The organism is Burkholderia oklahomensis C6786, assembly GCF_000959365.1.
Classification (GTDB): Bacteria; Pseudomonadota; Gammaproteobacteria; order Burkholderiales; family Burkholderiaceae; genus Burkholderia; species Burkholderia oklahomensis.
In genome coordinates this window covers 1,751,631-1,765,514 of the sequence record NZ_CP009555.1, presented here as the reverse complement: position 1 = coordinate 1,765,514, position 13,884 = coordinate 1,751,631, and the positions used below count along the sequence as shown (strand labels likewise).

Genomic DNA, 13,884 nt, shown 5'->3' with positions numbered 1-13,884 from the left:
CGAAGGTTAATGCAAGCCAGCACGGTGCGACAACCTAGCATTTACCCCTATGGTGCATCGCCGCACGAAATTGGGGCACGTCGCAGGCAGGCTGGGCCGGCGTTTGCCGCGCAAATTAGATCGGATTCCCAACGATCGTTGCGCACCGCACGATCGCTCAGGACGCCCTCAGCGGCCGCACCCGCGCGATCACCTCGCCGACGATTCCGCGCCGGAACGCGAGCACGCACGCGATGAAGATGAGGCCCGTGACGATCGTCGCGGATTCGCCGAGCGAGCGGAACCAGTCGATGCCCGTCGCCGACGCGAGCCAGCCGCCGATGTCGCCGAGCCGATCCTCGAGCGCGACGATCAGCGCCGCGCCGACGAGCGGGCCGAACAGCGTGCCCATGCCGCCCACGAGCGTCATCAGCACGACGAGGCCCGACATCGTCCAGTACGCGTCGCTCAGCGTCTCGAAGCCGAGCACGACGACCTTCAGCGCACCCGCGAGGCCAGCCAGCCCGGCCGACAGGATGAACGCGAGCAGCTTGAAGCGGTCGGTATCGTAGCCGAGCGACGTCGCGCGGGGCTCGTTCTCCTTGATCGCGACGAGCACCTGCCCGAACGGCGAATGCACGATGCGCACGATGAAGAAGCATGCGCACGCGATCACGACGAGCACGACGTAATAGAGCGCGAGATCCGACGACAGATCGACGAGCCCGAACAGTCGGCCGCGCGGCACGCCCTGCAGGCCGTCCTCGCCGTGCGTGAACGGCGCCTGCAGATAGATGAAGTACACCATCTGCGCGAACGCGAGCGTGATCATCGCGAAATAGATGCCCTGCCGCCGGATCGCGAACAACCCGACGACGAGGCCGAGCAAGGTCGCCGCCGCAGTGCCCGCGAGCACGCCGAGCTCGGGCGTCGTGCCGAGCGACTGCATCGCGTAGCCCGTCACGTAACCCGCGGTCGCGAGGAACATCGCATGGCCGAACGACAGCAGACCCGTGAAACCGATCAGCAGATTGAACGCGGCCGCGAAGAGCGCGAAGCACAGCACCTTCATCACGAACAGCGGATACGCGCCGACGAACGGCGCAACGAGCAGACCGATCAGCAGCAGCCCGTAGAGCGCTTTTCTCTGCATCATCTTTCCTTGCCGAATAAACCCGCCGGACGGATCAGCAGCACGATCGCCATGATCACGAAGACGACCGTCGCCGACGCTTCCGGATAGAACACCCGCGTCAAACCCTCGATCACGCCGAGCATCAGGCCCGTCAGGATCGAGCCGAGAATCGAGCCCATCCCGCCGATCACGACGACCGCGAACACGGTGATGATCATCGGCTGCCCCATCAGCGGCGACACCTGGATCACCGGCGCGGCGAGCACGCCGGCGAATGCGGCGAGCGCGACGCCGAAGCCGTAGGTCAGCGTGACCATCATCGGCACGTTGACGCCGAACGCCTCGACGAGCTTCGGGTTCTCGGTGCCCGCGCGCAGGTACGCGCCGAGCCGCGTCTTCTCGATCACGAACCACGTCGCCAGGCACACCGCGAGCGACGCGACGACAACCCACGCGCGATAGTTCGGCAGGAACATGAAGCCGAGATTCGTCGCGCCGGACAGGAGCTCGGGCACGTCGTACGGCTGTCCGGACGAGCCGTAGACCGCGCGGAACACGCCTTCGACGACGAGCGTGAGCCCGAACGTCAGCAGCAGGCCGTACAGGTGATCGAGCTCGTAGAGCCAGCGCAGCATCGAGCGTTCGATCAGGATGCCGAACAGCCCGACGATGACGGGCGCGAGCACGAGCATCGCCCAGTACGGCAGGCCGAGATACGTGAGCCCCATCCATGCGAGCATCGCGCCCAGCATGAAGAGCGCGCCGTGCGCGAAGTTGATCACGTTGAGCAGCCCGAAGATCACCGCGAGCCCGAGGCTCAGGATCGCGTAGAACGAGCCGTTGACGAGTCCGAGCAACAACTGGCTCAGCATCGCCGACATCGGAATGCCGAAGATGTCCATCGAATCTGCCGTCAGTCAGTCTGTCAGGTTGAAATCGTTGCGCATGCAACAAAATGGGCGCAACGGCCGCGTTGGAGCCGCCGTTGCGCGTGCGTTCGCCGCACGCCGAAACGCGCGCGGCGAACGCGCCGCATCACTTCCACAACGCGCAGCGCGTCTCCTGCTTCGTCGTGAACGCCTGCTCGCCCGGGATGGTCGCGACGACCTTGTAGTAGTCCCACGGCTCCTTCGACTCGGACGGCTTCTTCACTTCCATCAGATACATGTCGTGAATCATGCTGCCGTCCGCGCGGATGTAGCCCTTCGCGTAGAAGTCGTCGATCTTCATCTTCTTGAGCTGCGCCATCACCTTGTCGGAATCGGTCGAGCCCACCGCCTGCACCGCCTTCAGGTACGTCGTCACCGACGAATAATCAGCCGCCTGCAAGCTCGACGGCATCTTCTTCATCTTCGCGAAGTAGCGCTGCGCCCACTGCCGCGCCGCCTGATCGCGATTCCAATACCAGCTGTCCGTCAGCACGAGACCCTGCGTCGTCTCGAGGCCGAGCGCGTGGACGTCGTTGATGAACATCAGCAGCGCGGCGAGCTTCATCGTCTTCGTGACGCCGAACTCCTTCGCCGCCTTGATCGCGTTCACCGTATCGCCGCCCGCATTCGCGAGGCCGAGAATCTGCGCCTTCGACGACTGCGCCTGCAGCAGGAACGACGAGAAATCCGACGCCGACAGCGGATGCCGCACTTCGCCGAGCACCTTGCCGCCGTTCGCCTTCACGACGTCCGCGGTGTTCTTCTCGAGCGCCTTGCCGAACGCGTAGTCGGCGGTCAGGAAGAACCACGTCTTGCCGCCCTGCTTCACCACCGCCGAGCCCGTGCCTTTCGCGAGCGCCATCGTGTCGTACGCGTAGTGGACCGTGTACGGCGTGCACTGCTCGTTCGTCAGCGTATCCGCGCCCGCGCCGATGTTGATGTAGACCTTCTTCTTCTCGGCCGCGACCTGGTTCATCGACAGCGCCGTCGCCGAGTTCGTGCCGCCGACGAGCAGATCGAGCCCGCCGCGGTCCATCCATTCGCGCGCCTTCGACGCGGCGATGTCCGCCTTGTTCTGGTGATCGGCGTACACGACTTCGATCGGCTTGCCGTTGACCTTGCCGCCGAAATCGGCCACCGCCATCTTGATCGCCTCGAGGCCGCCCGGCCCGTCGATGTCCGCATAGAGGCCGGACATGTCGGTGATGAAGCCGATCTTCACGGTATCCGCGGCCTGCGCGGCGCCCACCGACCACGCGGCGGCGACGGCGAGACATGCGTGCGCGAGGGTCTTCAATTTCATTGACGTCTCCTGGTGTAGTGCGTTGTGGTTGTCAGGTTATGTACACATCGGGGGACCGGCAAAGCGGCGCGCTAGACGCCGAGCAGATCGTGCAGCACGGGCATCTTCCCCTCGAGCTCGGTCGCGCCGAAATGCTCGACGATGCGGCCGTGCTCCATCACGTAGAAGCGATCCGCGAGCGGCGCCGCGAAACGGAAATTCTGCTCGACCATCACGATCGTGTAGCCGCGCGCCTTCAGCGTGACGATCATCTTCGCGAGCGTCTGCACGATCACGGGCGCGAGGCCTTCGGAGATCTCGTCGAGCAGCAGCAGGTTCGCGCCCGTGCGCAGGATCCGCGCGACGGCGAGCATCTGCTGCTCGCCGCCCGACAGCCGCGTGCCCTGGCTGCTGCGGCGCGACGCGAGGTTCGGGAACATCTCGTAGATGTCGTCGAGCGACATCGCACTCCGGCGGTCGCCGAGCACGGGCGGCAGCAGCAGGTTCTCCTCGCACGACAGGCTCGAGAAGATTCCGCGCTCCTCCGGGCAATAGCCGACGCCGTAATGCGCGATCTTGTGCGTCGGCAGATCGATGGTCTCGTGGCCGGCGATCTTGATCGAGCCGCTGCGCCGGCCCGTGAGCCCCATGATCGCGCGCAGCGTCGTCGTGCGGCCCGCGCCGTTGCGGCCGAGCAGCGTGACGACCTCGCCTCGGTGCACGGTCAGATCGACGCCGTGCAGGATGTGCGATTCGCCGTACCACGCTTCGAGCCCCGCGAGCGCGAGCGCGGGCGTACCGCTTTCGACATTGTTCAACTCGCGCTCTTCCCGTTCGCTGTGATTCATGCGTGCGCCCCCGCGAGCGCCGCGTCGGCGCTGCCCATGTACGCCTCGACGACGAGCGGATTCTTCGACACCTCCGCGTACGTGCCTTCCGCGAGCACTTCGCCGCGCTGCAGGACGGTGATCGTGTCGGAGATGCCCGCGATCACGTTCATGTTGTGCTCGACCATCAGGATCGTGCGGCCGCTCGCAACCTTCTTGATGAGCGCCGTCACGCGATCGACGTCCTCGTGGCCCATCCCCTGCGTCGGCTCGTCGAGCAGCATCAGCTCCGGCTCCATCGCGAGCGTCGTCGCGATCTCGAGCGCGCGCTTGCGGCCGTACGCGAGCTCGACCGTCGGCACGTGCGCGAAATCGGTGAGGCCGACCTGCGTGAGCAGATCCATCGCGCGATCGTCGAGACGCTTCAGCGACCGCTCGCTGCGCCAGAAATGGAAAGCGGTGCCGAGCGAGCGCTGCAGGCCGATGCGCACGTTCTGCAACGCCGTCAGATGCGGAAACACCGCGGAAATCTGGAACGAACGAATCACGCCGCGCCGCGCGATCTGCGCGGGGCGCTCGTCGGTGATGTCGATGCCGTTGTAGACGATCTGACCCGCGGTCGGCTTCAGGAATTTAGTCAGGAGATTGAAGCAGGTGGTCTTGCCGGCGCCGTTCGGCCCGATCAGCGCATGGATCGAGCCGCGCCGCACGCGCAGGTTCACGCCGTTCACCGCGGTGAAGCCCTTGAATTCCTTCGTGAGTCCGCGTGTTTCGAGAATCGTGTCGCCGAGAATCATGTTCCCTTCCTACGAAGTGAGGCGAAGCGCTGGGAGATCTCGCGCAAGCGGCCACGATGCACAGCGGATGTGAGGCTGCCCCCGAGCTTTATGTCATTGCGTCGAGGCTGGTCTCCTCACGCAAGTCGCAGATTCAGACTGCGTGTCATTGTCGCGCCGTTGGTGCAGTGCATTCATCGGGATTTGCACTTATAGGGCGCGACGGCCATAAGCATTTTTTACATGCTTTTTTGTCGCGGCGATCAATGCGTTCGCGCACCGCCGCGCCGCCTGCCGGCTTGCGCGAAACCGTTTCCGACCTCACGCAAACCCTGATGACATGCCTATTTTTTTCTACGCGCGGCGAAAAGATCTTCGAAGAAAAAACGCGTTCCGGTACGAATCGAAACAAACGCCGCGATCGAGTACCTGCGAGATGCTTCGTTGCGCTTTTGGGTTAACCCTCAGCCGTTTTTTTATTTCGATTCTTTGCCGATTCTTTCAACGGATCGTGTCACTTTTACGTCGGCAGCACGGCTTCGACGCGCGCAGCCGCGCCGCGCTCCGACGCGCCGCGACGATCCGCGCGAATCATGTCGCTCGCGCGCTCGGCGATCATCAGCGTCGGCGAGTTCGTATTGCCCGACGTGATCGTCGGCATCACCGACGCGTCGACGACCCGCAGCCCCGTCACGCCGCGCACGCGCAGGCGGCTGTCGACGACCGCGTCCGGATCGTCCGCGCGCCCCATCTTGCACGTGCCGACCGGATGGAAGATGGTCGTGCCGACGGCGCCCGCCGCGGCGATCAATTCTTCTTCGCTCAGATACTGGGCACCCGGCAGGATTTCTTCAGGCGCATAGCGCGCGAGCGCGGATGCGGCGGCGATCCGGCGCGTCAGGCGCAGCGCGTTTGCCGCGACGTGGCGATCGTAATCGGTCGACAGATAGTTCGGCGCGATCGACGGCGCGTGCATCGGGTCCGGCGACCCCGCGTGAATGCTGCCGCGCGACGTCGGCCGCAGATGGCAGACCGACGCTGTGAACGCGTTGAAGCGATGCAGCGGCTCGCCGAAACGCTCGAGCGACAGCGGCTGCACGTGATATTCGAGATCGGGCCGCGCGAGCGCCGGATCGTTCGGGTCCGATTTCGCGAACGCGCCGAGCTGCGACGGCGCCATCGACATCGGCCCGCGCTGCATCAGCGCATATTGCGCGCCGATCATCAGCTTGCCCCACCAGTGCGCGGACAACGTATTCAGCGTGCGCACGCCGCGCACCCGAAACGCCATCCGCAACTGCAAGTGATCCTGAAGGTTTTCGCCGACGCCGCGCAAATCCGCGACGACGCCGATGCCGAGCGCCTGCAGCCGGCCGCCGTCACCGATACCGGACAGCTCGAGCAACTGCGGCGAATTCACGGCGCCCGACGCGAGCAGCACTTCGCCGCGCGCACGCGCGACGCAGGGCGCGCCGCCGCCGCGATACTCGACGCCCGCGCAGCGCTTGCCGTCGAACACGAGCCGCTCGGCCTGCGCGCCGGTGATCACGGTGAGGTTCGGCCGCGTCAGCGCGGGACGCAGGAACGCCTTCGATGCGTTCCAGCGAATCCCGCGCTTCTGATTGACCTCGAAATAACCGACGCCCGTGTTGTCGCCCCGGTTGAAATCGCCGGTCGACGGAATGCCCGTCTGCTGCGCGGCCTGCGCGAACGCGTCCAGGATCTCCCAGCGCAGCCGCTGCTTCTCGACGCGCCACATGCCGCCCGCGCCGTGCGCGTCGCTCGCGCCCGCGTGATGATCCTCGCTGCGCTTGAAGATCGGCAGCACCGCATCCCACGACCAGCCGTCGTCGCCCGTCGCGCGCGCCCAATCGTCGTAATCGCCGCGCTGGCCGCGCATGTAGATCATGCCGTTGATCGACGACGAGCCGCCCAGCACGCGCCCGCGCGGATACGACAGCGCGCGGCCGTTCAGCCCGGCTTCGGGCTCGGTCTTGTAGAGCCAGTCGGTGCGCGGATTGCCGATGCAATACAGATAGCCGACCGGGATGTGGATCCAGTGATAGTCGTCCTTGCCGCCGGCTTCGAGCAGCAGCACGGTCACGCCGGGATCCTCGGTGAGCCGGTTCGCGAGCACGCAGCCGGCCGTGCCGGCCCCGACGATCACATAATCGAATTCGCCTTCGAGCGTACGTTCGGTAGCCACCGTCTCTGTCTCCTCGATTCTGGTGCGGCGGTCTTGCGTGGACCGCCGTCGTGCGCCGCGGCGCAGGCCGCGCATCGGGCGCAGAGCGTCGATGCGCGCCGTTAAAGCATAGACCGCGCGGCCCCTGTTCGGGAGCCGCGCCGCGTCGTCAAAACACCGGTTGCGATCGCGTCACTTCGCGACGGGCATCGTGAACTCCGCGCCCTTCGCGATGCTGTCCGGCCAGCGCTGCATCACGCTCTTGTAGCGCGTGTAGAAGCGCACGCCCTCCTCGCCGTATGCGTGGTGATCGCCGAACAGCGAGCGCTTCCAGCCGCCGAACGAATGCCACGCCATCGGCACCGGAATCGGCACGTTGATGCCGACCATCCCGACCTGAATCTGCCGCGCGAACGCGCGCGCGATGCCGCCGTCGGACGTGAAGCACGACACGCCGTTCGCGAACTCGTGCGCGTTGACGAGTTCGACCGCGCTCGCGAAGTCCGGCACCCGCACGACGGCCAGCACCGGTCCGAAGATCTCCTCGCGGTAGATCGACATGTCGGTCGCGACGTCGTCGAACAGCGTGCCGCCGAGGAAGAAACCATTCTCGCAGCCTTCGACGACATGATTGCGCCCGTCGACGACGAGCTTCGCACCCGCGGCGACGCCCGCATCGATGTACGCGGACACCTTCGCGCGATGCGCGGCCGTCACAAGCGGCCCCATTTCGACGTCGCCTTCCATCCCGTTGCCGATCTTCAGTGTCTTCGCACGCTCGGCGAGCCGCTCGACGAGCGCGTCCGCGACGCCGCCCACGGCGACCGCGACGGAAATCGCCATGCAGCGCTCGCCGGCCGACCCGTACGCGGCGCCGACCAGCGCGTCGACCGCCTGATCGAGGTTCGCATCCGGCATCACGACGAGATGGTTCTTCGCGCCGCCCAGCGCCTGCACGCGCTTGCCGCGCCGCGCGGCTTCCGTGTGAATGTACTCGGCGATCGGCGTCGAGCCGACGAACGACAGCGCGGCGACGTCCGGATGCGCGATCAGCGCGTCGACGGCCGTCTTGTCGCCGTGCACGACGTTGAACACGCCGTCGGGCAGCCCCGCTTCCTTCAGCAGCGCGGCGAGCCGGATCGACGCCGAAGGATCGCGCTCCGACGGCTTCAGCACGAACGTATTGCCGCACGCGATCGCGACCGGGAACATCCAGCACGGCACCATCATCGGGAAGTTGAACGGCGTGATCCCGGCGACGACGCCGAGCGGCTGGCGCAGGTTCCAGTTGTCGATGCCGCCGCCGATCTGGTCGGTGAAGTCGGTTTTCAGCAGGTTCGGAATCCCGCACGCGAACTCGACGACTTCGATCCCCCGCATCACTTCGCCCTTCGCGTCGGAGAACACCTTGCCGTGCTCGCGGGTGATCAGCTCGGCGAGCTCGTCGTGATGGCGATCGAGCAGCTCCTTGAACTTGAACATCACGCGGGCGCGCTTGAGCGCAGACGTCTCGCTCCACGCGGGGAACGCCTCGGCCGCGGCCGCGACGGCCGCGTCGACTTCCGCGGCCGTCGCGAGCGGCACGCGCGCCGTCACCTTGCCGAGCGCCGGGTCGAACACGTCGCCGTAGCGGTCGCTCACGCCGTCGACCGCGCGGCCGCCGATGAAATGGGTCAGTGCGCGCACGCGCGAATCGTTCGAGTGGGTGTCGGTCATGTCGTCCTCCGTGTTTGCCGTTGCCGCTTTCCGCCTTGCGTGCCGCATGCGAATCGCGCGCTTCGGGGATGAAGCGTACCCGCGAGCCCCGTTCGCGATCCAATGAGTTATGCTCAATTGCGTTATAAGCCGCGCTAATATTGCTCGATGGACCTGACTCTGCTCCGCGCGTTCGCCGCGGTCGCGCGCGAGGGCAACCTCACGCGCGCGGCGACGCAACTGCATCTGACGCAGCCCGCCGTCAGCCTGCAGATCAAGAATCTGCAGGACCTGCTCGGCGTCGCGCTGTTCGTGCGCACGTCGCGCGGGCTCGCGCTCACGCGCGACGGCCAGGCGCTGCTGCCGCATGCGGAGCGCGCGCTCGACGCGGCGGCCGACGTGAAGCGCGCGGCCGCCGCGCTGCGGCACGAAGTGCGCGGACGGCTGCGGATCGGCACGATCCTCGATCCGGAATTCCTGCGGCTCGGCGGCTTCCTGAAGCGGCTCGTCGAGACCTATCCGCAGATCGAGACGGCGCTCCGGCACGGAATGTCCGGCTGGGTGCTCGACCAGGTCCGCGCGCGCGAGCTCGACGTCGGCTACTACATCGGCCGGCCGGAAGAGGACGATCCGCGCGACGCCGAGCGCTTCCACACGGTGACGCTCACGCAGTTCCGCTATCGCGTGCTCGCGCCCGCCGGCTGGAAGGAGCGCGTGCAGCGCGCACGGACGTGGCGCGAGCTCGCCGCGCTGCCGTGGATCTGGACGCCCGCCGCGTCCGCGCACCAGCGGCTCTTGTCGCGCCGCTTCGCCGACGCCGGCGTGCAGCCCGTCAAGGTCGCCGAAGTCGATCAGGAGACGTCGATGCTCGATCTCGTCAAATCGGGCGTCGGCTTGACGCTCGCGCGCGACTCGGTCGCGCTGAGGGAAGCGCATGCGCACGCGCTCACGATCGTCGAGCACGTCGCGGTGCCCGCCGAGCTCACGTTCGTCACGCTCGCCGAGCGGCGCGACGAGCCGGCGATCGCCGCCGCGCTGCGCCTCATCGACGAGCAATGGGCGATATGAGCGCCGCTGATGACGATCGACGCGACGGCTTCGATATCACGGGTTGGCGAATGACTCGCTGACGCCGCGTGCGACGGCACGACGCTCGCGCATGCGTGCCGGCTTCGAACCGCATGGCTGCGGCTCAATGCCGCACCGGCGACGGCCGCCGCGCTGCCCCGCCACGTCCGGGCCATGCCGCGTCGGCGCCCGCCCATCCCGGCACCGCTCGCACAGCGCAGACGCCCGCGGCGCAACCGTATCCGCCGCGCGCGGCTCGCTGTCTTCCGCGTCGCGTCAAAGCGGCTCGCGCCCCGATAGAATGGAAGCTGCTGGATGGTTCGTCCGGACCCGCAAACGCTCTTCACAGGAGGCCCGCATGGCCCGCAACATCGAGATCAAAGCCCGCGCACGCGAATTCGAACAACTGCGCGAACGGGCCGCCGAGCTGGCGACCGAGGCGCCTCTCTTCTACCGGCAGCAGGATTTCTTCTACGACGTGCCGCGCGGCCGCCTGAAGCTGCGCCGCTTCGAAGACGGCACGCCCGCCGAGCTGATCTTCTACCAGCGCGACGACCAGGACGGCCCGAAGGCGTCGTACTACACGCGCAGCCCGGTGACGAACCCGGACGCGATGCACGCGCTCCTCGCGACCGCGCTGACGACCCGCGGCATCGTGACGAAGGAGCGGCACGTCTATCTCGCGGGCCGCACGCGAATCCATCTCGACCGCGTCGACGGCCTCGGCGACTTCGTCGAACTCGAAGTCGTGCTCGCGCCGGACGACGACGAGGAAGGCGGCCACGCGGAAGCGCAAGCGGTATTCGAGAAGCTCGGCGTGCCGAGCGACGATCTCGTCGCGGTCGCGTACGTCGATCTGCTCAACGCGCAGGCCGAACCTGCCGCGTGAGATTCGTCGGCGCCGCGTGCCGGCCGCCGCCGGTGCCCGCTCGCCGGCCTCCCGCCCCTCGCGTCACGCAGCGGGCGTGCCGGACGCCAGATGGCCGAGCGGCAGCGGCCCGTTGCGCTTGAACGTCGTGAGCACGATGTTCGAGCGCACGCTGTCGACGCCCGGCACCCGCATCAGCTTCTTCATCACGAACGACGACAGCGCGTTCAGATCCGGCGCAACGATCCGCAGCAGATAATCGGCATCGCCGACCACCGCATGGCATTCGAGCACCTCGGGCAGCACGTCGATCTGCTGCTGGAACTGCTCGATGATCGAATCGCCGTGATGCTTGAGCTTCAGGCTCGTGAACGCGGTGACGCCGAGCCCGAGCCGTTCGGGCCGCAGCACGACGCGGTAGCCGTCGATCACGCCCGCCGCCTCGAGCCGCTGCAGCCGCCGGCCGATCTGCGACGGCGACAACGGCACCTCTTCGCCCAGTTGCTGGTGCGTCGCGCGGCCGAAGCGCTGCAGCACGTCGAGCAGCGCCAAATCGAAGTGATCGAGTTCCACCATGAAGATTCTCCGCGTAATTCTGCGTTGTGATGCGAGATTATCGCATTTATAACCGAATACTCGACGACTTTGCGCCCAATCCGCGTACCGCCCGCTCTACACTTGCATGCATCCCAACCGATGCGAAGCAAGCGTTCACCATGTCCACCGTCGTCACCGCGAAACTGAAGGAACAGTTCGACGCGGGCCTCGAAACCCGTGCCGATTTCACCATCGATCAACCGCTCGCCCGCTACGGCGAAGTCGACCACGCGGTGTGGAAGCAGCTCTATACGCGCCAGGCGTCGCTGCTGCGCGGCCGCGCGTGCGACGCGTTCGTCGGCGGCCTCGCGCGCATCGACTTGTCGCCCGAGCGCGTGCCGTCGTTCGCCGACGTGAACCGTCGGCTCGAGCCCGCGACCGGCTGGCGGATCGTCGCCGTGCCGGGCCTCGTGCCGGACGCCGTGTTCTTCGAGCATCTCGCGAACCGGCGGTTTCCGGTCACCTGGTGGATGCGTCGACCGGACCAGCTCGACTACCTGCAGGAGCCGGACTGCTTCCACGATCTGTTCGGCCACGTGCCGCTCCTGATCGATCCCGTCTTCGCCGACTACATGCACGCGTACGGTCGCGCGGCGCTTGCCGTCGCCGACGATCCGCGCGCGCTCGCGCTGCTCGCGCGCCTCTATTGGTATACGGTCGAATTCGGCCTGATCCGCGACGCGCGCCCAGAAAACGGGCTGCGGATCTACGGCGCGGGCATCGTGTCGAGCAAGGGCGAGACGCTCTACAGCCTCGAGAGCCCGGCGCCGAACCGGATCGGCTTCGATCTCGAGCGCGTGATGCGGACCCGTTACCGGATCGACACGTTCCAGAAGACCTACTTCGTGATCGACGATTTCGCACAGCTCTTTGCGCTCGCGCACGTCGACGCACGCGCACTCGCCGCCCGGCTCGCCGACGCGCCCGAGCACGCGGCGGGCGCGGTGCTCGACGGCGATCGCGTGCTCACGCGCGGCACGGGCGAAGGCTGGGCGATCGATGAAGACGCTTGACGAACAAATATGAAAGAATGGCCGATACGGCACTTCGCCGCGCGAAGGCGCGCGGCCGCGCCGCTATCGGACGAGGTATGAAAATGATTCACAAGCTCACATCGGAAGAACGCAAGACGCAACTCGAAAGCCTGCCTCACTGGACGGCCGTGCCGGGCCGCGACGCCATCCAGCGCAGTTTTCGCTTCGCCGATTTCAACGAAGCGTTCGGTTTCATGACGCGCGTCGCGATCAAGGCCCAGGAAGCGAATCACCATCCCGAGTGGTTCAACGTCTACAACCGCGTCGACATCACGCTGTCGACGCACGACGCCGACGGTCTCACCGAGCGCGACATCAAGCTCGCGCATTTCATCGAGGAAGTGGGCAAGCACGCAAAGGCTGCGTAATTACCCTGATGGAGATTCGAAATCGGATCGTCAACGTATCGCTTTCGGTAAGCGTTTTCTATGCTGAATGAAGCGAAAGCCTTCAGCTTTCCAAGCCGTTGTTAAGTCGAACGTAAGAGTCCCATGCGTTGCGTGCTTTAGGGTCCAATCCTTCCAGTTGCAGCGCACTTTGGCGCTGTACAATCAGCAACGCATACGGTTTGGAAAGCGCGCTAGCCTCTTCGCAGAGTTCGAGTTCGTCGCCGCTCGACGGCGAGCGGGCCCGCCAGAAATTGATCGCGGCTTCGAGTTCGTGGATCGAAATATCGGACATGATCGAGATGTTCGTTGCTGGCCGTCCTGCTTGTCGCCGGGCATGCGACGTTTTCGTGGAAACGGCGTCGTGCTGTCCCGCGTGCCTGAACCGCCAACCCATTGTACTTGAGCGAATCTCATGCGACTCCTTCTGATCGAAGACGACCGCCCCATCGCACGCGGCATTCAAAGCAGCCTCGAACAGGCGGGCTTCACAGTCGACATGGTTCACGACGGCATCTTTGCCGAGCAGGCGCTCGCGCAAAACCGCCACGAACTCGTGATCCTCGACCTCGGCCTGCCCGGCATCGACGGCATGACGCTGCTGTCGCGCTTCCGCCAGACCAACCGCCACACGCCCGTCATCGTGCTGACCGCGCGCGACGAGCTGAACGATCGCGTGCAGGGCCTCAACTCCGGCGCCGACGACTACATGCTGAAGCCGTTCGAGCCCGCCGAACTCGAAGCGCGGATCCGCGCGGTGATGCGTCGCAGCGGCCCGCACAGCGACATGCCGCGTCCGGAAGTGTCGCTCGGCGGCGTGCGCCTGTCGGGTGTCGATCGCCGCATCTTCAACGACGACAAGCCGCTCGAGCTGTCGCCGCGCGAATTCGCGGTGCTCGAGATGCTGCTGCTTCGCCACGGCCGCGTCGTCAGCAAGGCGCAGTTGCAGGATCACCTGACGCACTTCGGCGGCGATCTCGGCGACACCGCGATCGAAGTCTACGTGCACCGGGTCCGCAAGAAGCTCGAGCAGTGCCGTGTCGAGATCGTCACGGTGCGCGGCTTCGGCTACCTGTTGCAGGAAATCCGCCAGACCGCGAGCGTCTGACGGTCCGAAGCGGCG

General features: G+C 66.2%; 14 protein-coding genes. 5 read left to right on the top strand and 9 right to left on the bottom strand.

Annotation, left to right across the window (positions count from 1 at the left end; genetic code table 11):
* Positions 1 to 157: 157 nt before the first annotated feature.
* The 7 genes from BG90_RS07910 to BG90_RS07880 all read right to left on the bottom strand — a co-directional run bounded on the left by BG90_RS07910 (position 158) and on the right by BG90_RS07880 (position 8,829).
* On the bottom strand, positions 158 to 1,132 hold the full coding sequence (locus BG90_RS07910; RefSeq protein ID WP_010117543.1) for a branched-chain amino acid ABC transporter permease: 975 nt from the start codon (positions 1,130 to 1,132) through the stop codon (positions 158 to 160).
* Positions 1,132 to 2,016, bottom strand: a complete 885-nt coding sequence (locus BG90_RS07905; protein ID WP_010107240.1) for a branched-chain amino acid ABC transporter permease — start codon at positions 2,014 to 2,016, stop codon at positions 1,132 to 1,134. The genes BG90_RS07910 and BG90_RS07905 overlap by 1 nt, the downstream gene beginning before the upstream one ends.
* 133 nt (positions 2,017 to 2,149) lie before the next feature.
* Positions 2,150 to 3,346, bottom strand: a complete 1,197-nt coding sequence (locus BG90_RS07900) for a beta-hydroxybutyrate-binding protein (protein ID WP_010107241.1) — start codon at positions 3,344 to 3,346, stop codon at positions 2,150 to 2,152.
* A gap of 71 nt (positions 3,347 to 3,417) precedes the next feature.
* On the bottom strand, positions 3,418 to 4,173 hold the full coding sequence (locus BG90_RS07895) for an ABC transporter ATP-binding protein (protein ID WP_010107242.1): 756 nt from the start codon (positions 4,171 to 4,173) through the stop codon (positions 3,418 to 3,420).
* Entirely contained in the window at positions 4,170 to 4,949 is a 780-nt protein-coding gene (locus BG90_RS07890) for an ABC transporter ATP-binding protein (protein WP_010107243.1), read from the bottom strand. The genes BG90_RS07895 and BG90_RS07890 overlap by 4 nt, the downstream gene beginning before the upstream one ends.
* Before the next feature lie 499 nt (positions 4,950 to 5,448).
* Entirely contained in the window at positions 5,449 to 7,134 is a 1,686-nt protein-coding gene (locus BG90_RS07885; RefSeq protein ID WP_010117544.1) for a GMC family oxidoreductase, read from the bottom strand.
* A gap of 171 nt (positions 7,135 to 7,305) precedes the next feature.
* Positions 7,306 to 8,829: a CoA-acylating methylmalonate-semialdehyde dehydrogenase gene (locus BG90_RS07880; protein WP_010107246.1), complete on the bottom strand. Its 1,524-nt coding sequence runs from the start codon at positions 8,827 to 8,829 to the stop codon at positions 7,306 to 7,308.
* A gap of 147 nt (positions 8,830 to 8,976) precedes the next feature.
* Here BG90_RS07880 and BG90_RS07875 point away from each other — a divergent pair, with 147 nt between their 5' ends.
* On the top strand, positions 8,977 to 9,876 hold the full coding sequence (locus tag BG90_RS07875) for a LysR family transcriptional regulator (protein ID WP_010107248.1): 900 nt from the start codon (positions 8,977 to 8,979) through the stop codon (positions 9,874 to 9,876).
* Positions 9,877 to 10,234: 358 nt separating this feature from the next.
* Positions 10,235 to 10,765 carry a class IV adenylate cyclase gene (locus tag BG90_RS07870; protein ID WP_010107249.1) on the top strand — a complete coding sequence of 177 codons (531 nt, stop codon included), beginning with the start codon at positions 10,235 to 10,237 and terminating at the stop codon, positions 10,763 to 10,765.
* A gap of 63 nt (positions 10,766 to 10,828) precedes the next feature.
* On the opposite strand, the gene BG90_RS07865 is transcribed toward BG90_RS07870, so the two are convergent.
* Positions 10,829 to 11,320 (bottom strand): Lrp/AsnC family transcriptional regulator, encoded by a 492-nt coding sequence (locus BG90_RS07865; RefSeq protein WP_010107250.1) that lies wholly within the window; start codon positions 11,318 to 11,320, stop codon positions 10,829 to 10,831.
* 140 nt (positions 11,321 to 11,460) lie between these two features.
* On the opposite strand from BG90_RS07865, the gene phhA reads away from it, so the two are divergent.
* The gene (gene phhA / locus BG90_RS07860; RefSeq protein WP_010117546.1) at positions 11,461 to 12,354 is read left to right on the top strand and encodes a phenylalanine 4-monooxygenase; all 894 of its coding nucleotides are present in this window, start codon (positions 11,461 to 11,463) and stop codon (positions 12,352 to 12,354) included.
* A gap of 83 nt (positions 12,355 to 12,437) precedes the next feature.
* Positions 12,438 to 12,743 (top strand): 4a-hydroxytetrahydrobiopterin dehydratase, encoded by a 306-nt coding sequence (locus BG90_RS07855; RefSeq protein ID WP_010107252.1) that lies wholly within the window; start codon positions 12,438 to 12,440, stop codon positions 12,741 to 12,743.
* Between the two features lie 82 nt (positions 12,744 to 12,825).
* Here the strand turns inward: BG90_RS07855 and BG90_RS31005 are convergent, their stop codons facing one another.
* Positions 12,826 to 13,056, bottom strand: a complete 231-nt coding sequence (locus tag BG90_RS31005; RefSeq protein WP_010107253.1) for a DUF3717 domain-containing protein — start codon at positions 13,054 to 13,056, stop codon at positions 12,826 to 12,828.
* Positions 13,057 to 13,176: 120 nt separating this feature from the next.
* Between BG90_RS31005 and BG90_RS07850 the strand changes: the two genes are divergently transcribed.
* Positions 13,177 to 13,869, top strand: a complete 693-nt coding sequence (locus tag BG90_RS07850) for a response regulator transcription factor (RefSeq protein WP_004195796.1) — start codon at positions 13,177 to 13,179, stop codon at positions 13,867 to 13,869.
* The last annotated feature ends 15 nt before the right edge of the window (positions 13,870 to 13,884 follow it).

Bases quoted from the DNA above. Each gene is read 5' to 3' on its own strand.
- BG90_RS07910 (WP_010117543.1), bottom strand. From the start codon at position 1,132: ATGCAGAGAAAAGCGCTCTACGGGCTGCTGCTGATCGGTCTGCTCGTT.
- BG90_RS07905 (WP_010107240.1), bottom strand. From the start codon at position 2,016: ATGGACATCTTCGGCATTCCGATGTCGGCGATGCTGAGCCAGTTGTTG.
- BG90_RS07900 (WP_010107241.1), bottom strand. From the start codon at position 3,346: ATGAAATTGAAGACCCTCGCGCACGCATGTCTCGCCGTCGCCGCCGCG.
- BG90_RS07895 (WP_010107242.1), bottom strand. From the start codon at position 4,173: ATGAATCACAGCGAACGGGAAGAGCGCGAGTTGAACAATGTCGAAAGC.
- BG90_RS07890 (WP_010107243.1), bottom strand. From the start codon at position 4,949: ATGATTCTCGGCGACACGATTCTCGAAACACGCGGACTCACGAAGGAA.
- BG90_RS07880 (WP_010107246.1), bottom strand. From the start codon at position 8,829: ATGACCGACACCCACTCGAACGATTCGCGCGTGCGCGCACTGACCCAT.
- BG90_RS07875 (WP_010107248.1), top strand. From the start codon at position 8,977: ATGGACCTGACTCTGCTCCGCGCGTTCGCCGCGGTCGCGCGCGAGGGC.
- BG90_RS07870 (WP_010107249.1), top strand. From the start codon at position 10,235: ATGGCCCGCAACATCGAGATCAAAGCCCGCGCACGCGAATTCGAACAA.
- BG90_RS07865 (WP_010107250.1), bottom strand. From the start codon at position 11,320: ATGGTGGAACTCGATCACTTCGATTTGGCGCTGCTCGACGTGCTGCAG.
- phhA (WP_010117546.1), top strand. From the start codon at position 11,461: ATGTCCACCGTCGTCACCGCGAAACTGAAGGAACAGTTCGACGCGGGC.
- BG90_RS07855 (WP_010107252.1), top strand. From the start codon at position 12,438: ATGATTCACAAGCTCACATCGGAAGAACGCAAGACGCAACTCGAAAGC.
- BG90_RS31005 (WP_010107253.1), bottom strand. From the start codon at position 13,056: ATGTCCGATATTTCGATCCACGAACTCGAAGCCGCGATCAATTTCTGG.
- BG90_RS07850 (WP_004195796.1), top strand. From the start codon at position 13,177: ATGCGACTCCTTCTGATCGAAGACGACCGCCCCATCGCACGCGGCATT.